This is a genomic window from Afipia sp. GW822-FHT04G07 (assembly GCF_058800765.1).
Window position 1 is genome coordinate 943358 of the sequence record NZ_JBXAMP010000001.1, and the last position, 16337, is coordinate 959694.

A 16337-nucleotide genomic window follows, 5' to 3' on the forward strand; every position below is an offset into this window, starting at 1 on the left:
GACGTGATCTTCACGGTCAGGTCGGACGGATCGGTGTAGACATCTTCACCGTTCGGATTATCGACCAGAAGCGTGCCGGTGGACTGGCCATCTCCAATGGTGATGGTGCCATGGTCGGTCACGACCGTGGTGTCGCCACGGGACTCGTTGCTCAGCGTGATCGTGAAGGTGACCTTGCCGTCGGCTTCCGTGGCGCCGCTCGCCGCAATGCTGGCGGTCGTGACATTCGTCGTGTCCGTCACCGCAAAACTCGCCGTAGCGGTCGACTTGTCGCCGTCTCCGTCGGTCACCGTATAGGTAAACGACGCTGTTCCGGCATCACTGTAAACGTCATTGGCCTGGGCAGTGAACTGATAACTGCCGTCTGCCTTGACCTGGAAATCACCGTGCGTGGCGTGGAAGACCTGCGACCAGCCGGTCGTCGGATCGAAATTCAGATTTGTGCCGTTGACTTGAGTGACGGTGGCACCATCGGCTCCCTTCACGAAGTCCAACGCACCTGTAACGGCAGGAGCGCCCTCAGCGACGCTCTGGGAAGCCAGATTCTGCGCTGCCGGCTTGTCATCAACGATGTTGATCGTCAGGTCCCCGGTTCCGGTGTCACCATCCGCATCCGTCACGACAACGGTAAACTTCGGTTCAGCCTCGACGTCCTGCCCGTTATCCGCCTTCGGATTCCGACTATAGCTCTCATTCAACGTATACTGATAATCGATCGCGTTCGTAGCGCTGTTCCACCACACTTCGAGGATGCCGCGAGTGCCGTCGGCGATCGTTGTATGCGTTCCATCCAAAGTAACAGTCTGGTTATTGACCGTGATGGATCCGACCCCGTCAGCAGCGTTGGTCGTCACGGAGCCGTTTGCAACGGTCTGCGTCGATCCTATGCCCGAGCCTCCATTCTGAAGGCCGGCTTCATAAACCGTATCCGCAGCGGTTCCGATTGCTGGCGGCGAAACAGTGACGCCGTGATCGTTGATATTGATCGTCAGGGTCGCGGTCGCGATATCACCATCGCCGTCCGTAAGCGTGTAGGTGAAAACGTCGTCACCCGTGAGCGCAGCGCCGTTCGTGCGCTGATAGGTGTATTCGCCATCTGGGTGCAAAACGAGCTTGCCGTACTCACCGACAATCGTCAGCACACCGTTGACGTTCGTCGCGATATGGCCCTGTTCGTTGTTGCTGGTGACATCTGTGACCTTGGCGCCATCCGTACCCACGGTATCGACACCAGGCGAAGTTTCGTTCGCGCCTGTAATGACATTGGCCGTGACCGAAGTCTGGGTTCCAAGGTTGTGGGCGTCACTAACGGCCACAGGGCCATCGTCCTGGAACTGAATCTGCAGCGACACATTGGACACAGCGCTGACAGAGTCGCCGTCGGCGTCGGTTAGAGTCCCCTTGATGTGAAGATCGGCGGCTACCTTTGCGATGTCGTCATATGCCGCTGCATCAAGACCAGAAACCGGATTATAGATTGCCTCATACTGGGCAATCCAGACAAAGCCGACGTGATCGACATAGACCTTGAACACCGTGGTGTTGTCGGCCTTGCCTACCAGTACGCCGTCGGCGTCGGTAGTCAGCAGAATCTTTGTATGGTCCAGGGTCGTCAGGCCGGAATCAACGCCGGCGAACCCGGCTCCATCCTTGTCGGTGATGGCGAACGACCATTCACCATTCAGATCCGCACCGACCTTGCCGGTGAAGAGCGCGGTGAACCCATGGGCACCATTGCTGACCAGAACGCTTTCGCCAGATTTTGCATAGCCGATCGCATTGGCCGCGAAGATCGCGTTATAGGCGTCCGTACCAGAGGCCGGAGCATTAACGTCATTTGCGCTGTTTGGATCTTGAGACGTATTGAGCCCGTTGCTCTCGTCCTCGCTGACCGTAAAGGTCTCATGCGTGGTTGTCGTGACGGTCGTAGTGACATCGCTCCCGAGACCGTAGACACGGAACGGGCCCCCTTCGAAACCTGAAACGCCGTCGTAGTTTCCGATCTTCAAGGTGTCGAATGTTCCGGTTACCGCGGTCACGCTAACCTTGTCGCCATCCTCAAGGCCAGACAGAACATATCCACCTGCGACAACCGTCGCCGTCACCGCCGTTCCATTGACCTTGAACGTCAGATCGACCGGGTTGCCCCCGATTCCGCCGGTGGCGGCGCTGACGAAAAGCACGCCTGTACCCTTGCCCTGAAGGTCGAGCGAGAACGAAGCCCCCGTTTGCGGATCGTAGCCCGCAAAGGCGTTGTTATTCAGATTCAGATTCGTAACGAACTGCGCATCTACGAATTCAGCGCCGTTCTTCTTGCCCACACCATCGATCCAGGCATTGTCGACACCGATCGTGCTGCTTGTCGTGTTAACGGAATGGCCGGAAGCCGTCGTCAAAAGAAGATCATGGCCGCCCTGTCCGACACCACGAACTTCGACGTTACCGGCGTGCAGATTGAAGGCATTGGTAATCGTGGTGGTGGTGGTCGTCGTCGTGTCGACGCCAGGACGTGCCGCGACAACCGGGATATCGTCCAGGACCTGGACGGTGAAAGCTCCCGCTCCCAGAGTCACAGGGTCACCGTCGCCATCCGTTGCGACAATGTAGCCCGACAGATCGATACCCGTACCTGCAAGCAGGTTTTCGGTGTTGTCTCCGGCAGTACCATCCTGCGTCGGATGGTCGATCTGATCCTTCAACGTAAAGACATATGACCCGTCGGGCCCGACGGTCAGTGTGAAGATTTCCCGGTCGCCCGCGCTAAATCCGGCACCATTGCCGCTCTCGACGTAGCCAATGAGAGTTGTGCCGTCGGAAACGATCTTGACCTGTTCATGCTTCGAGGACAGCCCTGTGACGTCGGTCGGATTTTTAGAAACGAGCGTGAAGCTGCCGGGACCATCGGCACCGAAATCGACAAGCGCCTTGAGCGTACCGGTAACGGTCGCCTTTTCGTCTCCGTTGGTTTCACCATCACGCAGCGGATTGCCGTCGGCGTTCGCCCACTGCAGGCCGTCTTCGTCAACAGTTGCAGTGATGTGAGCGGTCGAAATGACCTTCGGGCCATCGTCGTTGAAATGAATTTTGCCAGAGATGTCAGCCGATGCAGAAGCGGTGTCGCCATCGCCGTCCGTGATTGTGACGGTTGCCAGGATCGTGTTCGACTTGAGCGAAACCTGATCGTTAGGATCGAGACCGTTGAGATTGTGTTGCAGCGACAGATACTCGACCATGGAAACCTGGCCGGTCGCCGGATCGATCGAGAGAGCAAACGCAGCCTTGCCCGCATCAGCGCCATTTCCATCGACGCGGCCCACGATCAGCGTGTTGCCATCAACGACTTCCGAATAGAGGCTGATGGTCGTTCCGTCAGTTAGCTTCACGCCTGAAGGCACGCCGTGCTGGCCATCCCAGCCATTGAGCGTAAGCGAAAAGACAGTCGCATCCGACGTCGCCTGCCCGTCCACGCCGAAGTAGGGGAAGACTACAAGCGCGGGTGTGCTATTGGTCGCGAACGCAAGCGGATTTCCGCCATTGTCGGGATCCGCTCCTTTATTGCTGACCTGGTCGAATACAGACAGCGACCCAGCGACATCGTTGTTCTGGATGCCGGCAGATTCGTCCGCAGTGATACCAAAGCCATGCTTCACCGTCACGGTGACGGCAGGACCATCGTCTTCAAACCGAATATCGCCAGAAATGTTGGCGGAGGCCGAAGCCTTGTCACCGTCACCATCGGTGACTGTGACCGTCGCCTGGACGCTGCCGAGCGCGTTACCGAGCGAAACGTATTCATCGGAATCAACGCCGACATCCGGGCTATTGTGATGCAGTGAAACATACTGGACCAACGAGACGACGCCAGTTGTCGGATTGATGTAGAGCGCAAACGCGGCAGGGTCGGCACCTGTGACTTCGTCGTCAGTGGCGTCATACCGACCAACGATGAAGTTGCCTTCCTTGAACAGGAAGATCTCGTGATGGTCAGTGGTCTCGATCTTGGAATCGATCGGGCCCGGAGTAGCTTCACCGCCGGTGTCGAACAACGACAGTGAATAGAACTTCGCTGCAGAGCCTGCTGCTGCGCCGTCCGTTCCGTAGTCGATAACAGGAGCCGAGAGTGCTGAGCCGACGCTGCGCGCATAACCGATCGGAAGGCCAAACGGAACGTCCGGATCATGACCCGGATTGCTCACCGTGTTGAAGACAGACGTAAACAGGATGTCGTTGTCATCGCCGAACGGCGGACTCTGAAGCAATAAGGTTTCGTCATGGACGAGTGTAAAGCCCTCGGCCTTGGTGACGGTGACAACTGGGCCATCGTCTTCGATGCTGATAGGCGTGGTCTTCCCGTCAATGATCGTAACGTCTGCCGTGGAAGTTGCGACGTCGCCGTCGCCGTCGGTCACCGTTGTCGTGAACGTCACGCCAAGCGCAGCACCTTCGCCGACAAGCGTCAGTGGCCGCGATGAATCGAAATTATTGCCGTCATCGCCATGATCGACAGGCAGATATTGGTCGACCACGAAATGCGCTGAGGGGCTGCCCGCGTCCTCAAGCGAAATCCGAAGCGCAATCGCGCCATCGGCACGGCCGACGCGACCGACGATCTCATCGCCCTCTTTAAAAAGATAGATCGTGCTGTCGAGGCCATAAAGGAGATGGCCGGGATCGGTGACCGACAAGGTGGTGGCCACACCACCGTTCTGGCCGGCGCCGGTCAGCGTCAGGTTGAAAGCATAGTCAACCGAACCGAAGCCATCCTCGCCGGTGTTTCCGGCAACGGAGAAAAGATTCAGAAGCGCGAAGTCCGCGGACTTCACTTCACCGATCGCGTTCGTTCCTGTCGGGTCCGGCAGGTTATTCGCGGTGGCATCGGAATCTGCATTGGGGTCGCCGACATCCGCGCCAATTGATTCATCAAGCGCGGCAAGCGCCAGCGAAGTCTCCCCCACAGCCGAAACCGACACCACCGGGGTATCGTCGATAACACCAATGGTGAATGCATTCGTGCCGGTCAGTGTGAAGTTGTCGTTGTCGTTGTCGGCGACATGCACCAGCGTCGTGAAATCCAGAAACAGGGTTTCTTCCAGATGCCCGTTCGAGGTCGAGCCGCTGTCGAGCGTTTTGATCGGATGATCGATCTTGTCGAACAACGTAAAGTCATATGTGCCGTCGGAGTGAATCGTCAGCTGGAATACGGCGTGGAAGCCCTCCTCGCCGCCGCTGCCATAACCTCCGATGACAGTGCTGTCGCCTGTCACTGTGGACTCGACCTGACTGTAATGCAGGTCGTGGCCGCCGGATCGAACGACGGCGCCGGTACCATCCCTGACCGCAGAATTTGCAATCGCGCCGTCGATGCTGAACGTCAGCGGGCCATCACCACCCGCAACGAGATTCGTCAGCGCATTGGCACCAGCGCCATGGAAAAATTGGGTCGTGACATCATTGCCTTCGGTATCCCGGTCGAGGCCATCGGGAGCCGTTCCGTCGCTGTTCGGCTGGGTAGCGTCGTTTGGATCTTCCTGACCGTGAGACGCGATCGGGTTAAACTCGAAAAGCTGCTTGGTGAATCGAGTTTCAAAGATAAAGCCGCCAAGCTGTTCTTCTTCCACCGCCCCGCCGACGCGCGCGCCAAAAATCTGAGACGGGATGAGATCGATCACGTTGACGGGCGTCAAAAGGTTCGTGATGACGAAGTTCGGCAATTCCTCCTGGCCAAGCAGATCGAGCGGACCCGGCAATGCGAGCGGATCGACGCCGACGCTGCTGAAATTCGCGCCTGACGCCTGTGCATTGCCGCCGTCACCATCACCCGCCGCAGGGAGGATCGATTGATCTTCCGTCACCGGGAAAAGCGCCGCGAATTCGGTACCCGTCAAATCGCGGCCTGGCGAAACTTCAACCGTCAGTGACTGAAGCGGCTTGCCGGTGGAATCGAAAAACGGTTCGAGCGTGATCGTCGATTTGTTGTCGAAAAGAATGATCAGCTTCTCGCCGACATGGACCAGCGTAATTTTCTCGCCGGCAATCGCCGAAAGATCGGCCTTGACGCTTCCGTCGTAGCTCAGCGCCACGATGACCGACTGCTCGCTGAAAGGCTTCGCTATTTTGACGATGCGCGCCGGAGGCTTGCCTGCGGTCTGCCCTGCAATATTGGCCTGCGCTACCTGAAAAGGTCCATTCATGACGACGCCTCAAAAATGCGGAAAATAAAAATTGAGCCTTAATAGGCCGCTTAACAATTTCTTAAGGATCATCCTCTCTTTCAAACAGTTAGACGTCAAGAAACCCTTATGGTAAATCCAACGTTACCGGCCGCTGTGGTTAAATCGACACGCTTAGGTTTTCGTTGGCTGGGGGCTCGCGGCGGGATTGACCCCCACCGGCCTTCTTGCTTGATTAAGCTATTGATTTTTTGATATTGGGGGGCGTGATGCGCGCCGGATTGTTCAACGTTATCAAGACTACAGCGGTGCTGAGCCTCGCTTTGAGTTCGGGTGTGCTGAATGCAAGGGCCGCCGACCTCGGCCTGATGGTGCCCCAAGGAAGCGTGGGAGGCTGCTCGGAGATCGTCCTGACCTGCGAGAACGGCCGCGATTATCCGATTTGCCCGATTGCCGTCAGCGTGGCGGGCGAGCTGGTTACGGCCAGGCTCTATACTGCACCGCGCAGTGCGACCTATGTCCGGCTGGTGCCGATGGGCGTCGGCTATCGCTACGCTGGCAAAGGTATCTGGCTCGATGGTCTGCGCGGAAACGCACAGCTCAATTTCGGCAAAAACAACTCTGTCGCCTGCTCCGTTTCGCTCTCCTGAGCGAAACGCACGGCTAAGAACCCATCCATTTTTCGGAGGGCGTCCCGCGCACGGGCGCGCCCATGGCATCCACGCCTGATCCAGCCGGTCTACACCGGCCGAGCACGCTCAGCGTCCGCTCAGCCCTTGGTTCGCAAAACCGTGCGAAGCGAGGACCGCGGATACATGTAGGCCTTGGGGTGAACGTAGGCCGGACAGTGATCGTACCAGGCGTATTGCTGCCAATTCCACCTCAAGCAACCCGAGGCGATGGCCGGCTCGTAGCCATACCCAAACTCTGGCCAGCGAGGCTGGTCGCCAAAGGCCTGTGCGCCGCCGGCCGGAAGGACGACCAGCAGGAGAGCGCCCAGAACCGCTCCCTTCAAAATTGCCCTGATCATTGTGACCTCAATTATTTGCAGCAGTATCGTTTCAGGGTGCCAAAGCCGCACCCTCTCGGCAAGAGATTTGATGGAATCAACGATTGGGCGAGTGGATCACTTGCAGGCCACGATCAGGCCCGGAACGGTCGGCAGAGGGATCGATTGGCGCGCCATTCCGAATAAAACTGCGAACTCATATGTCATTGAGGTAATGATATAATTTCATCATTCCAACGGGCCTTTGCGGTCCGCGAAGAACTCCGGGTTCTCAGACGAGAGTTTTTGCGTCGGGACGGGCAACTCGCGGCAGGTTAGCTGCGCGAAGCGCATCACGTGCGCGGCGTTCGCATCCCGGCGTCCAGCATCGCGGCACGATATTCCACGGGCGTCATTCCATAGGCGCGGCGGAACGCGCGAACGAACTGAACCGGATCCGCGAAGCCGCTGGCGTAGGCCTTTTCCGCAATCCGGCGATGATCCGCCGGATCGGCCAGCACGGCGCACAGCCGTTGCAGACGGCGCGCGCGGATGAAATCGGCCACGCCCTCATCCGGTTCGAACAGCCGATAGAGCGCCGATCGCGACAGTCTGAGCAGGCGCGCAAGTTCCTGCACACCGAAAGCGGGATCGTGGAGATACCGCTCGATCAACGTTTCGGCGCGCTCGCGCGCGGCCAGGCGCAGGATGGTCCGCGTATCCCCTTCCAGCTCCGGCACAGCGGGATGCTCGATCACCAAAGCCAGCATGTGGAGAAAGGCCCGCGCCAGCGACGGACCGCTCGCGAGCGGAAGGCCGAGCAGATGCGGCGACAGCGCCCGCACATAATCCATCAGCGGCCGCGCGCGGGCCGCGCTCAACACCAACCCGTGCAGGGAGCGCACCGGCGGCAGGATTTCCTCGGCTATCGCGCGCGGGATGGCGAATGTCATCGTGCGGCTTGTCGTCGATATCCATTGAGCGCGGCGGCTGAGATCGGCCAGCACCACGCCGCCGCCGCAGGCGATCGAACGCCCTTCGGCATCGCCCGCCTGGCTTCCGTCGAACAGTATCAGCACGCCGAGATGATCGATCTCGTCGACACGGATGCGATTCCCGCTTCGGGCGAAACCAAGCCCGGTGATGTGCGATCGTGTGACCGCCAGATCGCGAAATCCGAAGGTCTCGCTGTTGGCGAAGAAGTCGCCCTCGGGCGGCTGGGTGTCGAACACCGGCGCGAGGCTCGGCCACTCGCGGCAGCTCCACGCCTCATAAGCATCGCGCGCGGCAATGCCGTTCGTCGTGAAGAAGCGTCGGTGGGCCATGCGGGGAGGACCAGGGAGGAGAAAAAGAATCTGGTGAGCAAACAGTTTGAAGTGATTGTCGAGCAAGCGAGGCGATGCGGCAAGCAGACCTGTTTGATCTGCGACGTTTCGCCCTTTGGGACGAAATGCAAATAGATGGGACGCGACGTCAATTGCGGCCATGCCGCCTCACTCTATACCGGGACAGGGCGCGGCAAGTATCTGGGTAGGCGCTATTCGGACGATGTGATCGGCGACCTCCTGGGGGCATGGGAATGGCGCGAGACACCCGGGCCGCGGCGGCGTTGTCGCCTGCGCTGCGGATGGCGTTACTGGCGTCGACCGCCTTTGCAACCGTACTGTCGGCAACCGCCGCTGCGGACGCCGCCTGCAATCCGAATCCACCCGTCAACGGTAGCACCGCGACCTGTACCGGCACCACAACCAATCAGGGACCGGACCCCGGCATCGGCTACGGCGACCCGGCACTGACCAATCTTCACGTCACGGTCGCCCCCGGGGCCAGCGTCACCGGCACGATCATCGGCATCGCCTTCCTCGACGGCACAGTGATCAGTTCGGGCGCCATCGCGGGCAGCAGAGGCATCTTTGCCAGCGGCACCGCCAATGTGACCAATCACGCCGCCGGCGCCATCACCGGCGGCGACTTCGGAATCAGTGCCAACATTGCCAACGTGACCAATTCCGGCAGCATCACTGGAAACCTCGACGCCATCTCGGCGGCCGTCAACGCCTTCGTAACAAACTCCGGCACCATTACCGGCACCAACGGAAACGGCATCGAGGCCACCACTGGCGCCGCGACCGTCACGAATACCGGCACTATCACCGGCAACAGCGGAGGCATCTACGCAGGCACCACCGCCAATGTGACCAATCACGCCACCGGCACGATCACCGGCGACGTTGCCATCTCTGCCAACGCTGCCACGGTGACCAATTCCGGCACGATTACAGGCGCTAGTTACGGCGTTTTCGCCGACACCACCGCCACCGTAACGAATTCCGGGAGCATCATCGCAACAACTGGCGAGGGCGTCAGGGCTGTGACCGCTCTCGTCACTAATTCCGGCACCATTACGGCTGGCGGAAGAGGGGTTGCCGCCGACATCGCGAACGTCACCAACTCCGGCACCATCACAGGGACCATGGATGGCATCCTTGCGGCCTCTGTCGCAAACGTGACCAACACAGGCCGCATTAGCGGAGGCAACACCGGTATCATCAGTAACGGCAGCGCCGTTGTGTGGAATTCCGGCACCATCGCCGGCGATACCGGCATAATCGGATGGGGTGGCGATGTTACCCTGACCAACTCCGGCACCATCAAGGCGACGACCTACAATGCCATCTATTCGGCGCTGAACAGCACGGTGGTCAATTCAGGCTCCATTATTAGCGACAACAACAACGGCATAGGAAGCATCGGGACCGCCACCGTCACCAATTCCGGGACCATCAACGGCGGCACCGTCGGCGTTGGAAGCAACAGCATCGCCATCGTTACCAATTCCGGAACCATCAGAGGCCTCAACACAGGCGTTGGCAGCGAAGGATTCGCCACGGTCATCAATTCCGGCACCATTATCGGACAAAACCGGAGTGGCATTCTCGGCTACATCAACGCCACCGTGACCAATTCGGGAATTATCACGGGAGGCGGTAACGGCATCGCATCCAACGACACCGCAGCCGTCACCAACACCGGCACCATCACGGGCGCTCTGAGCGGCATCTGGACCTACGGCACCGGCGTCGTGACCACGTCCGGATTCATCGGTGGCGGCAACGGCACGGCGATCCAGTTCAACGCCAATGGCACCGCCGCCTCCGACACCCTCAACATCCTGCCCGGCGCACGCTTCGGCGGACGAGTCGATTTCGGCGGCGGTGCCGACAGGGTGAATTTCGGTCCGGGCAACTGGGTGCTCGACACCGCGCAGTACGACGCTGCGCTCTCCACCGTCACGACGCCGGGCACGCCCTATTTCATCACCCCGAACCAGATCATCGTCGCAGACACTTCCAGCTTTCGCATGATGAAGCGCGCCATCATGGACATCACCGGGTGGATTTCGTCGGTGCTGCCGGATAGTCCGGTGTTCGACACCTCCGCCACGAGCGGCTCCAATGCCTATGCCGCCATCGACGCACCCGCGCCGCGCTTCGATAATGCCTTTGCGAATTTCCCCTCCGCGTCGCCCCACACACCGACACCCGCGTTCACGGGCGGCACGGTCAACGACGCGCATGGCAATGCGTTCTGGGCCAAGGGCTTCGGCGGACGCCGCGACCAGGGCGCCGGTGACGGCGTCATTGCAGGTATCACCACCGGCGCGGGCGTCGCGATCGGCTTCGATGCCGACGTCACCGGCAACACGCGGCTGGGCGTGTTTGCCGGCGGCAGCGACAACGACACCCGGTTCGCTCTCAATGCCGGCAGCATCGGCATCGACACCATGTTCGCCGGGCTCTACAGCCGCACCCTCACCGGTTCGAGCTTCCTCGATCTGGCGCTGATCGGCGCCACGCTCGACAACGAGTCAAAGCGCAATATCAACGGCGTCACGCCGCAGACCGCGAGCGCGCGCTATGACGGCTGGCTCCTCACGCCGCTGCTCACGTTCGGCCATCGCTTCGCGCTGCCCTACAATCTCACGCTGACGCCGACCGTGAAGGTGCGCTACGTCGCGGCGCAATTTGACGGCTATACGGAGAGCGGATCGAACGTCAATCTCACCATCGCCGCCCAGAGTTTCCGTGGCGCGGAGGAGCGCGCCGAAGTCACCCTCGCCGGCGTCCAAAACCGGGACGGCAGCCGAATCACGTTCCGCGGCCATGTCGGCCTGCTGGCGCGCCAGTACGCCGGCGACCAGACGGTCAACATCGCGTTCGGCGGAACCAGCGTCTTGGCCGCCATCGGAGAACGGGACTCCTACGGCCTCTATGCCGGCGGCGGTTTTACGTGGCAGACCGGCAATGTCGCGTTGTTCGCCTCAGGTGAGGTCACCGGCATGAACGACAACAGCACAATCGTCGCCGGCAAGGGTGGCGTGCGCATCCTGTGGTAAGTGCGGCGCTTCCTGCCTAGGCATAGCCTTGGAACAGCGCGAAGGCGCCCCTGGAGAAAGTCGGGGACCAAAACGCCGGTCCCGACGTTCGCAGTTTTGTATGCAAATGGCGCGCTCGGAGAGATTCGAACTCCCGACCCTCGGAATCGAAATCCGATGCTCTATCCAGCTGAGCTACGAGCGCTGACGCGCGCACCATAGCCAAGCGGGGCGCGAAATCCACCCCGGCAAACCGGCTGAAAACTGCTTTTTTCCAGGATTTTACAGGATCACTTTGAGTGAGATTGGCAGCGTGAAAAGCCACCGCTTTGCAATCGGTTACAACGGCGCCTTTGCCGCTGCTGCGATCATCTCTCCGAGTTCAGCGAAGTGACGCTTGCGTGGCGAACTCTTGCGCCATGCAAGTCCGATGACCCGCTGCGGCTCCGGATCGGCGAATCGCATGAGGTGGATGTTGCCTCGGCGGGTTTCGAGCGGAGCGGCAAGCTCCGGCAGCAGGGTCATGCCGAGACCGTTCGCCACCATCTGAACCAGTGTCGACAGGCTCGAAGCGCCGAACGTATTGATGTTCTCGATCCGCCGCAGATTACAGAATGCCAACGCTTGATCCCGCATACAGTGCCCCTCCTCCAGAAGCAGCAGCCTGTCAAGCAAATCGGGCGTGGCGCGTGCCCGATTCGACATGCGGTGCGACGTCGCCATTGCCAACAGGAAACGATCATCGAACAGCCGGGTCGTCTCGATGTCGGCGTGTTCGACCGGCAGCGCCAGCAGCAGCACGTCGAGTTGCCCGTCGAGAAGTTCGCCGACAAGCGTCTGGGTTTGGCTTTCCCGGATATGGAGATCGATATCCGGAAACGCATTCCGAATCGTGGGGAGCAGTTGTGGCAGGATATACGGTGCCACCGATGGAATGACGCCGAATCCGAGCGGACCTGACAGCACGCCCCCTTGCCCGCGCGCAAAGTCCACGATGTCGCGTACATCGGCCAGAACCCCCGCGGCCCGCTTCGCGATGTCCTTGCCGCCCTCGGTGAGCATCACGCCGTTGCGCCCACGCTCGAGAAGCTGGACCCCGAGGAACTTCTCGAGCTCCTGAATCTGCATCGACAGCGCCGGCTGGGTGACGGAGCAGTGCTCCGCGGCCCTGCCGAAATGCCCCAACCGGGCCACGGCATCGAAATATTTGAGCTGTTTAAGAGACACCATATCGATCAGTTTTTCTTGTCCATATCCATTATGGCCACGATTAAACCTGATCGACAAGCCTCCCTCCGGCCTGCTCAGAGCGATACTCCCGATACTAATACAGGGCTTCTAACATCTGACGCGCCGCCTTGGGGCGCCGCGTCTCAAGCCTTTTCGCCCCACAACGCCCCGACAATCGCATCAAGCCCGTCGGTCAGCGCGGCAGGACCGGGCTGCAGAATCAGCGGCGATTTGATCTCGACGATGCGGTTGGTGCGCACGGCAGCGACAACGTCCCACCCCGGTCTATGACGGATCTTGGCGGGTACGACTTTCTTGCCGCACCACGACGCAAGGATGATGTCGGGGTTGGCTGCGATCACGGCTTCCGACGCGACGATGCGGTCCTTCGCGGCTTTCTCCTTCGCCAGTTGCGGAAACACATCCTCGCCGCCCGCAATCGCGATGAGCTCCGAGACCCAGCCGATGCCGCTGATGAGCGGATCGTCCCATTCCTCGAAATAAACTTTGGGGCGCGACGGACGCGAGCGTCCGATCCGGGCGGCTTCCGCAAGCCGTCCTTCAAATCGCTCCGCGAGATCATGAGCCTTGGCAGGCTCGCCAATCAGCCCGCCAAGCGTGCGGATCATCGCCAGTATCCCTGCGACGTCGCGCTGGTTGAAGACATGCACGGCCACCCCGGCCCGCACCAGATCCGCGACGATGTCGGCCTGCAAGTCCGAGAACGCCAGCACCAGATCGGGATCGAGCGCGAGGATCTTGGGAATATCCGCCGAGATAAACGCCGACACGCGCGGCTTCTCACGCCGCACTTGCGGCGGCCGCACCGCGTAACCCGATACGCCGGCGATACGATCCTGCTCACCGAGAAGATAAAGAGTCTCGACGGTTTCTTCGGTGAGGCACACGATCCGGCGCGGAGGAAAGACTGTCATGTACGGAAATTCCAGGGCGGGCGACCGCGCGCAGCAGCGCAATCAGCACTGACTACGCCGAGGCGGCGCTCATGCCAATGCGCCCGATGCCGGGAATCTTGATCGCCGGCCTGCGGATGTCGATGCCGAGAACCGCGCCGAGAACATTCAGCTCAAAGCCTTCCAGCCAGCCGACGGTAACGCCGAGATAGCCGCCCAGCGTAGCGCGCAGCCCGGTGCCGGATGGCGTGCGGCCGAGCCATTCCCCGTCATAGGGAAAGTCCTTGCCGATGGCCGTGGGCGGCAGCACGGCCTGCATTTCCGGAACGGCATCGATAATCGCGGCAACGAACGTGTTGGAGTTCGGGCCCGGCCACGCGCGATAATCGCCGAGATTGCGATACTTGTAGCTGTCGATAGCGGCCTTGATTTTCGGGATGAGGCGCGCGGCTTGCTCGCCGTCGGCGCTAAACACTTCTTCCGGCACCTGCCCGAACCAGCGCCCGTCCGCGACAAAGCCGTTAACGCGGATCGGCTCGCCCCACGCCGTGTAATCGTAGCGGCTGTAACGCGACGCGCCCTTGTCCTTGAACACGATCCAGGAATGCACGGCGACGATGCCGCGCCAGCGCACTGTCCGTGCGGCGTAGATGCGAACCAGAGCGTCAGGATTACTCGACGCTTGCGGGAGCACACCCGCGCTTGACCGATCGGCGGCATACCAGTTGGCAGAGGCGCGATCGCTCAGAAAATACGATGCCGCGGAGACGCCGATGGGGGCGAACACAAGGATCAGAAAAGCCGCCAGAACCATCTTCCACAATCTCATCGCACACCGTCACAGACGCAATCGCGCCATTTGAGAATGGTGACGAGGATCGACGGATTCAATGGCGGAGGTTGGGCAGACTATGGGCGAGAAACGTCGAAAACCTCACCGTCATAACCGGCCTCCGCGGGAATGCGCAGCCGCATCCCTCCCCCTTCCCTGGTCATTTCGGGAACAACGGTGACCACGGGTGTCGCTCGCGCGAAATCCATCGCCGCCTTCGCCGTGCCGATCTTGTCCAGCTTGATGAGATTGCGGATGGTCGGGAACGGCAGCGTAAAACGGCCGGACGCGGCACTGTCGAGCGCCTCCTTCGGCGAGAGCCAGATCGAGTCGACCGACTCCTTGCCATCGTGCTTGCCGATCTGGTCGTCCGGCGCCATGGCCAGCAAGAAGTGGGTATCGAATCGCTTCGGCATGTTCACCGGCGTGATCCAGTGCGCGAAGGGAACCAGCAGATCGATCGCAGGCGTCAATGCATGCTGACGCAGAATATCCGCGAAACTCACCTTGCCTTCGTCAAGTGCAACCCGCTGCGGGTCCAGGTCCGCGAGTTGCTCCGCCGGGATCAGCGCTCCGGACCCGCGCGGGCGCGCCAGCATGATCCCGCTTTCCTCGAACGTCTCGCGAATGCCGCCGATGCGGATGGCGGCTGCATCGGCCCCAAGGCCACTGCGATCGGACACAAGCGCAGGATCGGCCGCGATCTCGCGGTCGCCGGGATCGAGGCTGCCGCCCGGAAACACCAGAGCGCCAGAACTGAACTCGATTTCATGGTGACGCTGCACCATGAAAATCTCCATGCCGCTCCTGCCCTCACGCAGCAGCAGGACCGTTGCGGCAACCCGCAACGCTTTCGACGGATCCGGCGCGCTCTTGTTTTCGCTCATGCCAGATTAGCCCGCTTGTCAACGCGCCCAACGCGCGACAGGAGATAGTCGACTTCGCTGCGCGCGAGCGGGCTCATGCTCGATCCCGGCTTGCGCTGCGCGTCCGACGCGATCTTGCCGCGCTTCTTGAGGACATACTTGCGCACGGCAAGACCGACGCCCGGCTGCTGTTCATAGCGGATCAGCGGCAGATGAGCGTCGAACAGATCGTGCGCGGCATCGCGCTTTCCGGCCTTCGACAGGTTGACGACATCGACCAGCAAGTCCGGGAAGGCATAACCGGTCATAGCGCCATCGACACCGCGCTCCATCTCGAAGTCGAGAAACAGTCCGCCGTTGCCCACCAGAATCGACAGCGGCCGCAGCGAGCCATCTTTCTGGAAACCGCGCAGTGTCGAGATCTTCTCCAGTCCGGGCCAATCCTCGTGCTTGAGCATCACGCAGGACGGGCTGTCCATGATGATCTTGCGAATGACGGACGGCGTCATGACGACCGTCAAGGTCAGCGGATAATCCTGCAACACCCACGGCACATCTGGGCCGACGGCCTCAGTCGCCTGCCGGAAATAACCGAAAATCTGTTCGTCGGTACGCAGGTGCGGCGGTGGCGCTATCATCACGGCGGCGGCGCCGGCATCCATCGAGGCGCGCGCCAGCGTGCGCATCTGCGCAAAGCCTGGCGCGGATACGCCGACGATGATCTGCTTGTTCGTCGCGCGCTTGATGAAGCGGGTCGCAACCTGAAGCGATTCATCGGCCTCCATTTTCGGCGCCTCGCCGAGAATTCCGAGCACCGTCACGCCGTTGCAGCCGACCTCGGCGTAAAAATCGGTCAGCCGGTCGATCGAGTCATAGTCGATGCGGCCATCTTCGAAGAATGGCGTTGGCGCGATGGCAAAAGTGCCGCTCGCTTCGTGAGTCAGCTTCATAGTCTTAGTTTC

Annotated in this window: 12 protein-coding genes and 1 tRNA gene; 4 read left to right on the forward strand and 9 right to left on the reverse strand. The window is 60.6% G+C overall.

Annotated features, from left to right (window positions below):
• Positions 1–5156, reverse strand: a 5156-nt coding sequence (locus tag AC1RKJ_RS04685) for a DUF5801 repeats-in-toxin domain-containing protein (RefSeq protein WP_492789923.1), incomplete at its 3' end; no start/stop codon positions are given.
• Between AC1RKJ_RS04685 and AC1RKJ_RS04690 the strand changes: the two genes are divergently transcribed.
• The 3 genes from AC1RKJ_RS04690 to AC1RKJ_RS04700 all read left to right on the forward strand — a co-directional run bounded on the left by AC1RKJ_RS04690 (position 5136) and on the right by AC1RKJ_RS04700 (position 6820).
• Positions 5136–5789: a hypothetical protein gene (locus tag AC1RKJ_RS04690; RefSeq protein WP_492789924.1), complete on the forward strand. Its 654-nt coding sequence runs from the start codon at positions 5136–5138 to the stop codon at positions 5787–5789. The genes AC1RKJ_RS04685 and AC1RKJ_RS04690 overlap by 21 nt on opposite strands.
• A gap of 216 nt (positions 5790–6005) precedes the next feature.
• On the forward strand, positions 6006–6233 hold the full coding sequence (locus tag AC1RKJ_RS04695; RefSeq protein WP_492789925.1) for a hypothetical protein: 228 nt from the start codon (positions 6006–6008) through the stop codon (positions 6231–6233).
• 206 nt (positions 6234–6439) lie between these two features.
• Complete coding sequence (locus AC1RKJ_RS04700) at positions 6440–6820, forward strand: hypothetical protein (protein WP_492789926.1); 381 nt, start codon at positions 6440–6442, stop codon at positions 6818–6820.
• Between the two features lie 119 nt (positions 6821–6939).
• On the opposite strand, the gene AC1RKJ_RS04705 is transcribed toward AC1RKJ_RS04700, so the two are convergent.
• The gene (locus AC1RKJ_RS04705) at positions 6940–7200 is read right to left on the reverse strand and encodes a hypothetical protein (RefSeq protein ID WP_492789927.1); all 261 of its coding nucleotides are present in this window, start codon (positions 7198–7200) and stop codon (positions 6940–6942) included.
• 311 nt (positions 7201–7511) lie between these two features.
• A complete protein-coding gene (locus AC1RKJ_RS04710) occupies positions 7512–8483 on the reverse strand; it encodes a helix-turn-helix domain-containing protein (RefSeq protein ID WP_492789928.1) in 972 nt (323 codons plus the stop codon).
• A 254-nt stretch (positions 8484–8737) separates the two neighbouring features.
• On the opposite strand from AC1RKJ_RS04710, the gene AC1RKJ_RS04715 reads away from it, so the two are divergent.
• On the forward strand, positions 8738–11554 hold the full coding sequence (locus tag AC1RKJ_RS04715; RefSeq protein ID WP_492789929.1) for an autotransporter outer membrane beta-barrel domain-containing protein: 2817 nt from the start codon (positions 8738–8740) through the stop codon (positions 11552–11554).
• Between the two features lie 107 nt (positions 11555–11661).
• On the opposite strand, the gene AC1RKJ_RS04720 is transcribed toward AC1RKJ_RS04715, so the two are convergent.
• The 6 genes from AC1RKJ_RS04720 to AC1RKJ_RS04745 form a co-directional block, all read right to left on the reverse strand.
• Positions 11662–11738: transfer RNA gene (locus AC1RKJ_RS04720), tRNA-Arg, on the reverse strand.
• Between the two features lie 134 nt (positions 11739–11872).
• Positions 11873–12763 carry a LysR substrate-binding domain-containing protein gene (locus AC1RKJ_RS04725; RefSeq protein WP_492789930.1) on the reverse strand — a complete coding sequence of 297 codons (891 nt, stop codon included), beginning with the start codon at positions 12761–12763 and terminating at the stop codon, positions 11873–11875.
• A gap of 143 nt (positions 12764–12906) precedes the next feature.
• Complete coding sequence (locus tag AC1RKJ_RS04730) at positions 12907–13698, reverse strand: cobalamin-binding protein (RefSeq protein WP_492789931.1); 792 nt, start codon at positions 13696–13698, stop codon at positions 12907–12909.
• A 52-nt stretch (positions 13699–13750) separates the two neighbouring features.
• Positions 13751–14491, reverse strand: a complete 741-nt coding sequence (locus AC1RKJ_RS04735; protein WP_492792647.1) for a DUF3750 domain-containing protein — start codon at positions 14489–14491, stop codon at positions 13751–13753.
• Positions 14492–14586: 95 nt separating this feature from the next.
• A complete protein-coding gene (locus AC1RKJ_RS04740; RefSeq protein ID WP_492789932.1) occupies positions 14587–15396 on the reverse strand; it encodes an NUDIX hydrolase in 810 nt (269 codons plus the stop codon).
• The gene (locus tag AC1RKJ_RS04745) at positions 15393–16325 is read right to left on the reverse strand and encodes a dihydrodipicolinate synthase family protein (protein ID WP_492789933.1); all 933 of its coding nucleotides are present in this window, start codon (positions 16323–16325) and stop codon (positions 15393–15395) included. Before AC1RKJ_RS04745 ends, AC1RKJ_RS04740 begins: the two co-directional genes overlap by 4 nt.
• Between the last annotated feature and the right edge of the window lie 12 nt (positions 16326–16337).

Coding starts and splice junctions, on each gene's coding strand:
- AC1RKJ_RS04725 (WP_492789930.1), bottom strand. CDS start 12,763: ATGGTGTCTCTTAAACAGCTCAAATATTTCGATGCCGTGGCCCGGTTG.
- AC1RKJ_RS04730 (WP_492789931.1), bottom strand. CDS start 13,698: ATGACAGTCTTTCCTCCGCGCCGGATCGTGTGCCTCACCGAAGAAACC.
- AC1RKJ_RS04695 (WP_492789925.1), top strand. CDS start 6,006: ATGGACCAGCGTAATTTTCTCGCCGGCAATCGCCGAAAGATCGGCCTT.
- AC1RKJ_RS04690 (WP_492789924.1), top strand. CDS start 5,136: ATGATCGATCTTGTCGAACAACGTAAAGTCATATGTGCCGTCGGAGTG.
- AC1RKJ_RS04710 (WP_492789928.1), bottom strand. CDS start 8,483: ATGGCCCACCGACGCTTCTTCACGACGAACGGCATTGCCGCGCGCGAT.
- AC1RKJ_RS04715 (WP_492789929.1), top strand. CDS start 8,738: ATGGCGCGAGACACCCGGGCCGCGGCGGCGTTGTCGCCTGCGCTGCGG.
- AC1RKJ_RS04740 (WP_492789932.1), bottom strand. CDS start 15,396: ATGAGCGAAAACAAGAGCGCGCCGGATCCGTCGAAAGCGTTGCGGGTT.
- AC1RKJ_RS04745 (WP_492789933.1), bottom strand. CDS start 16,325: ATGAAGCTGACTCACGAAGCGAGCGGCACTTTTGCCATCGCGCCAACG.
- AC1RKJ_RS04735 (WP_492792647.1), bottom strand. CDS start 14,491: ATGGTTCTGGCGGCTTTTCTGATCCTTGTGTTCGCCCCCATCGGCGTC.
- AC1RKJ_RS04705 (WP_492789927.1), bottom strand. CDS start 7,200: ATGATCAGGGCAATTTTGAAGGGAGCGGTTCTGGGCGCTCTCCTGCTG.
- AC1RKJ_RS04700 (WP_492789926.1), top strand. CDS start 6,440: ATGCGCGCCGGATTGTTCAACGTTATCAAGACTACAGCGGTGCTGAGC.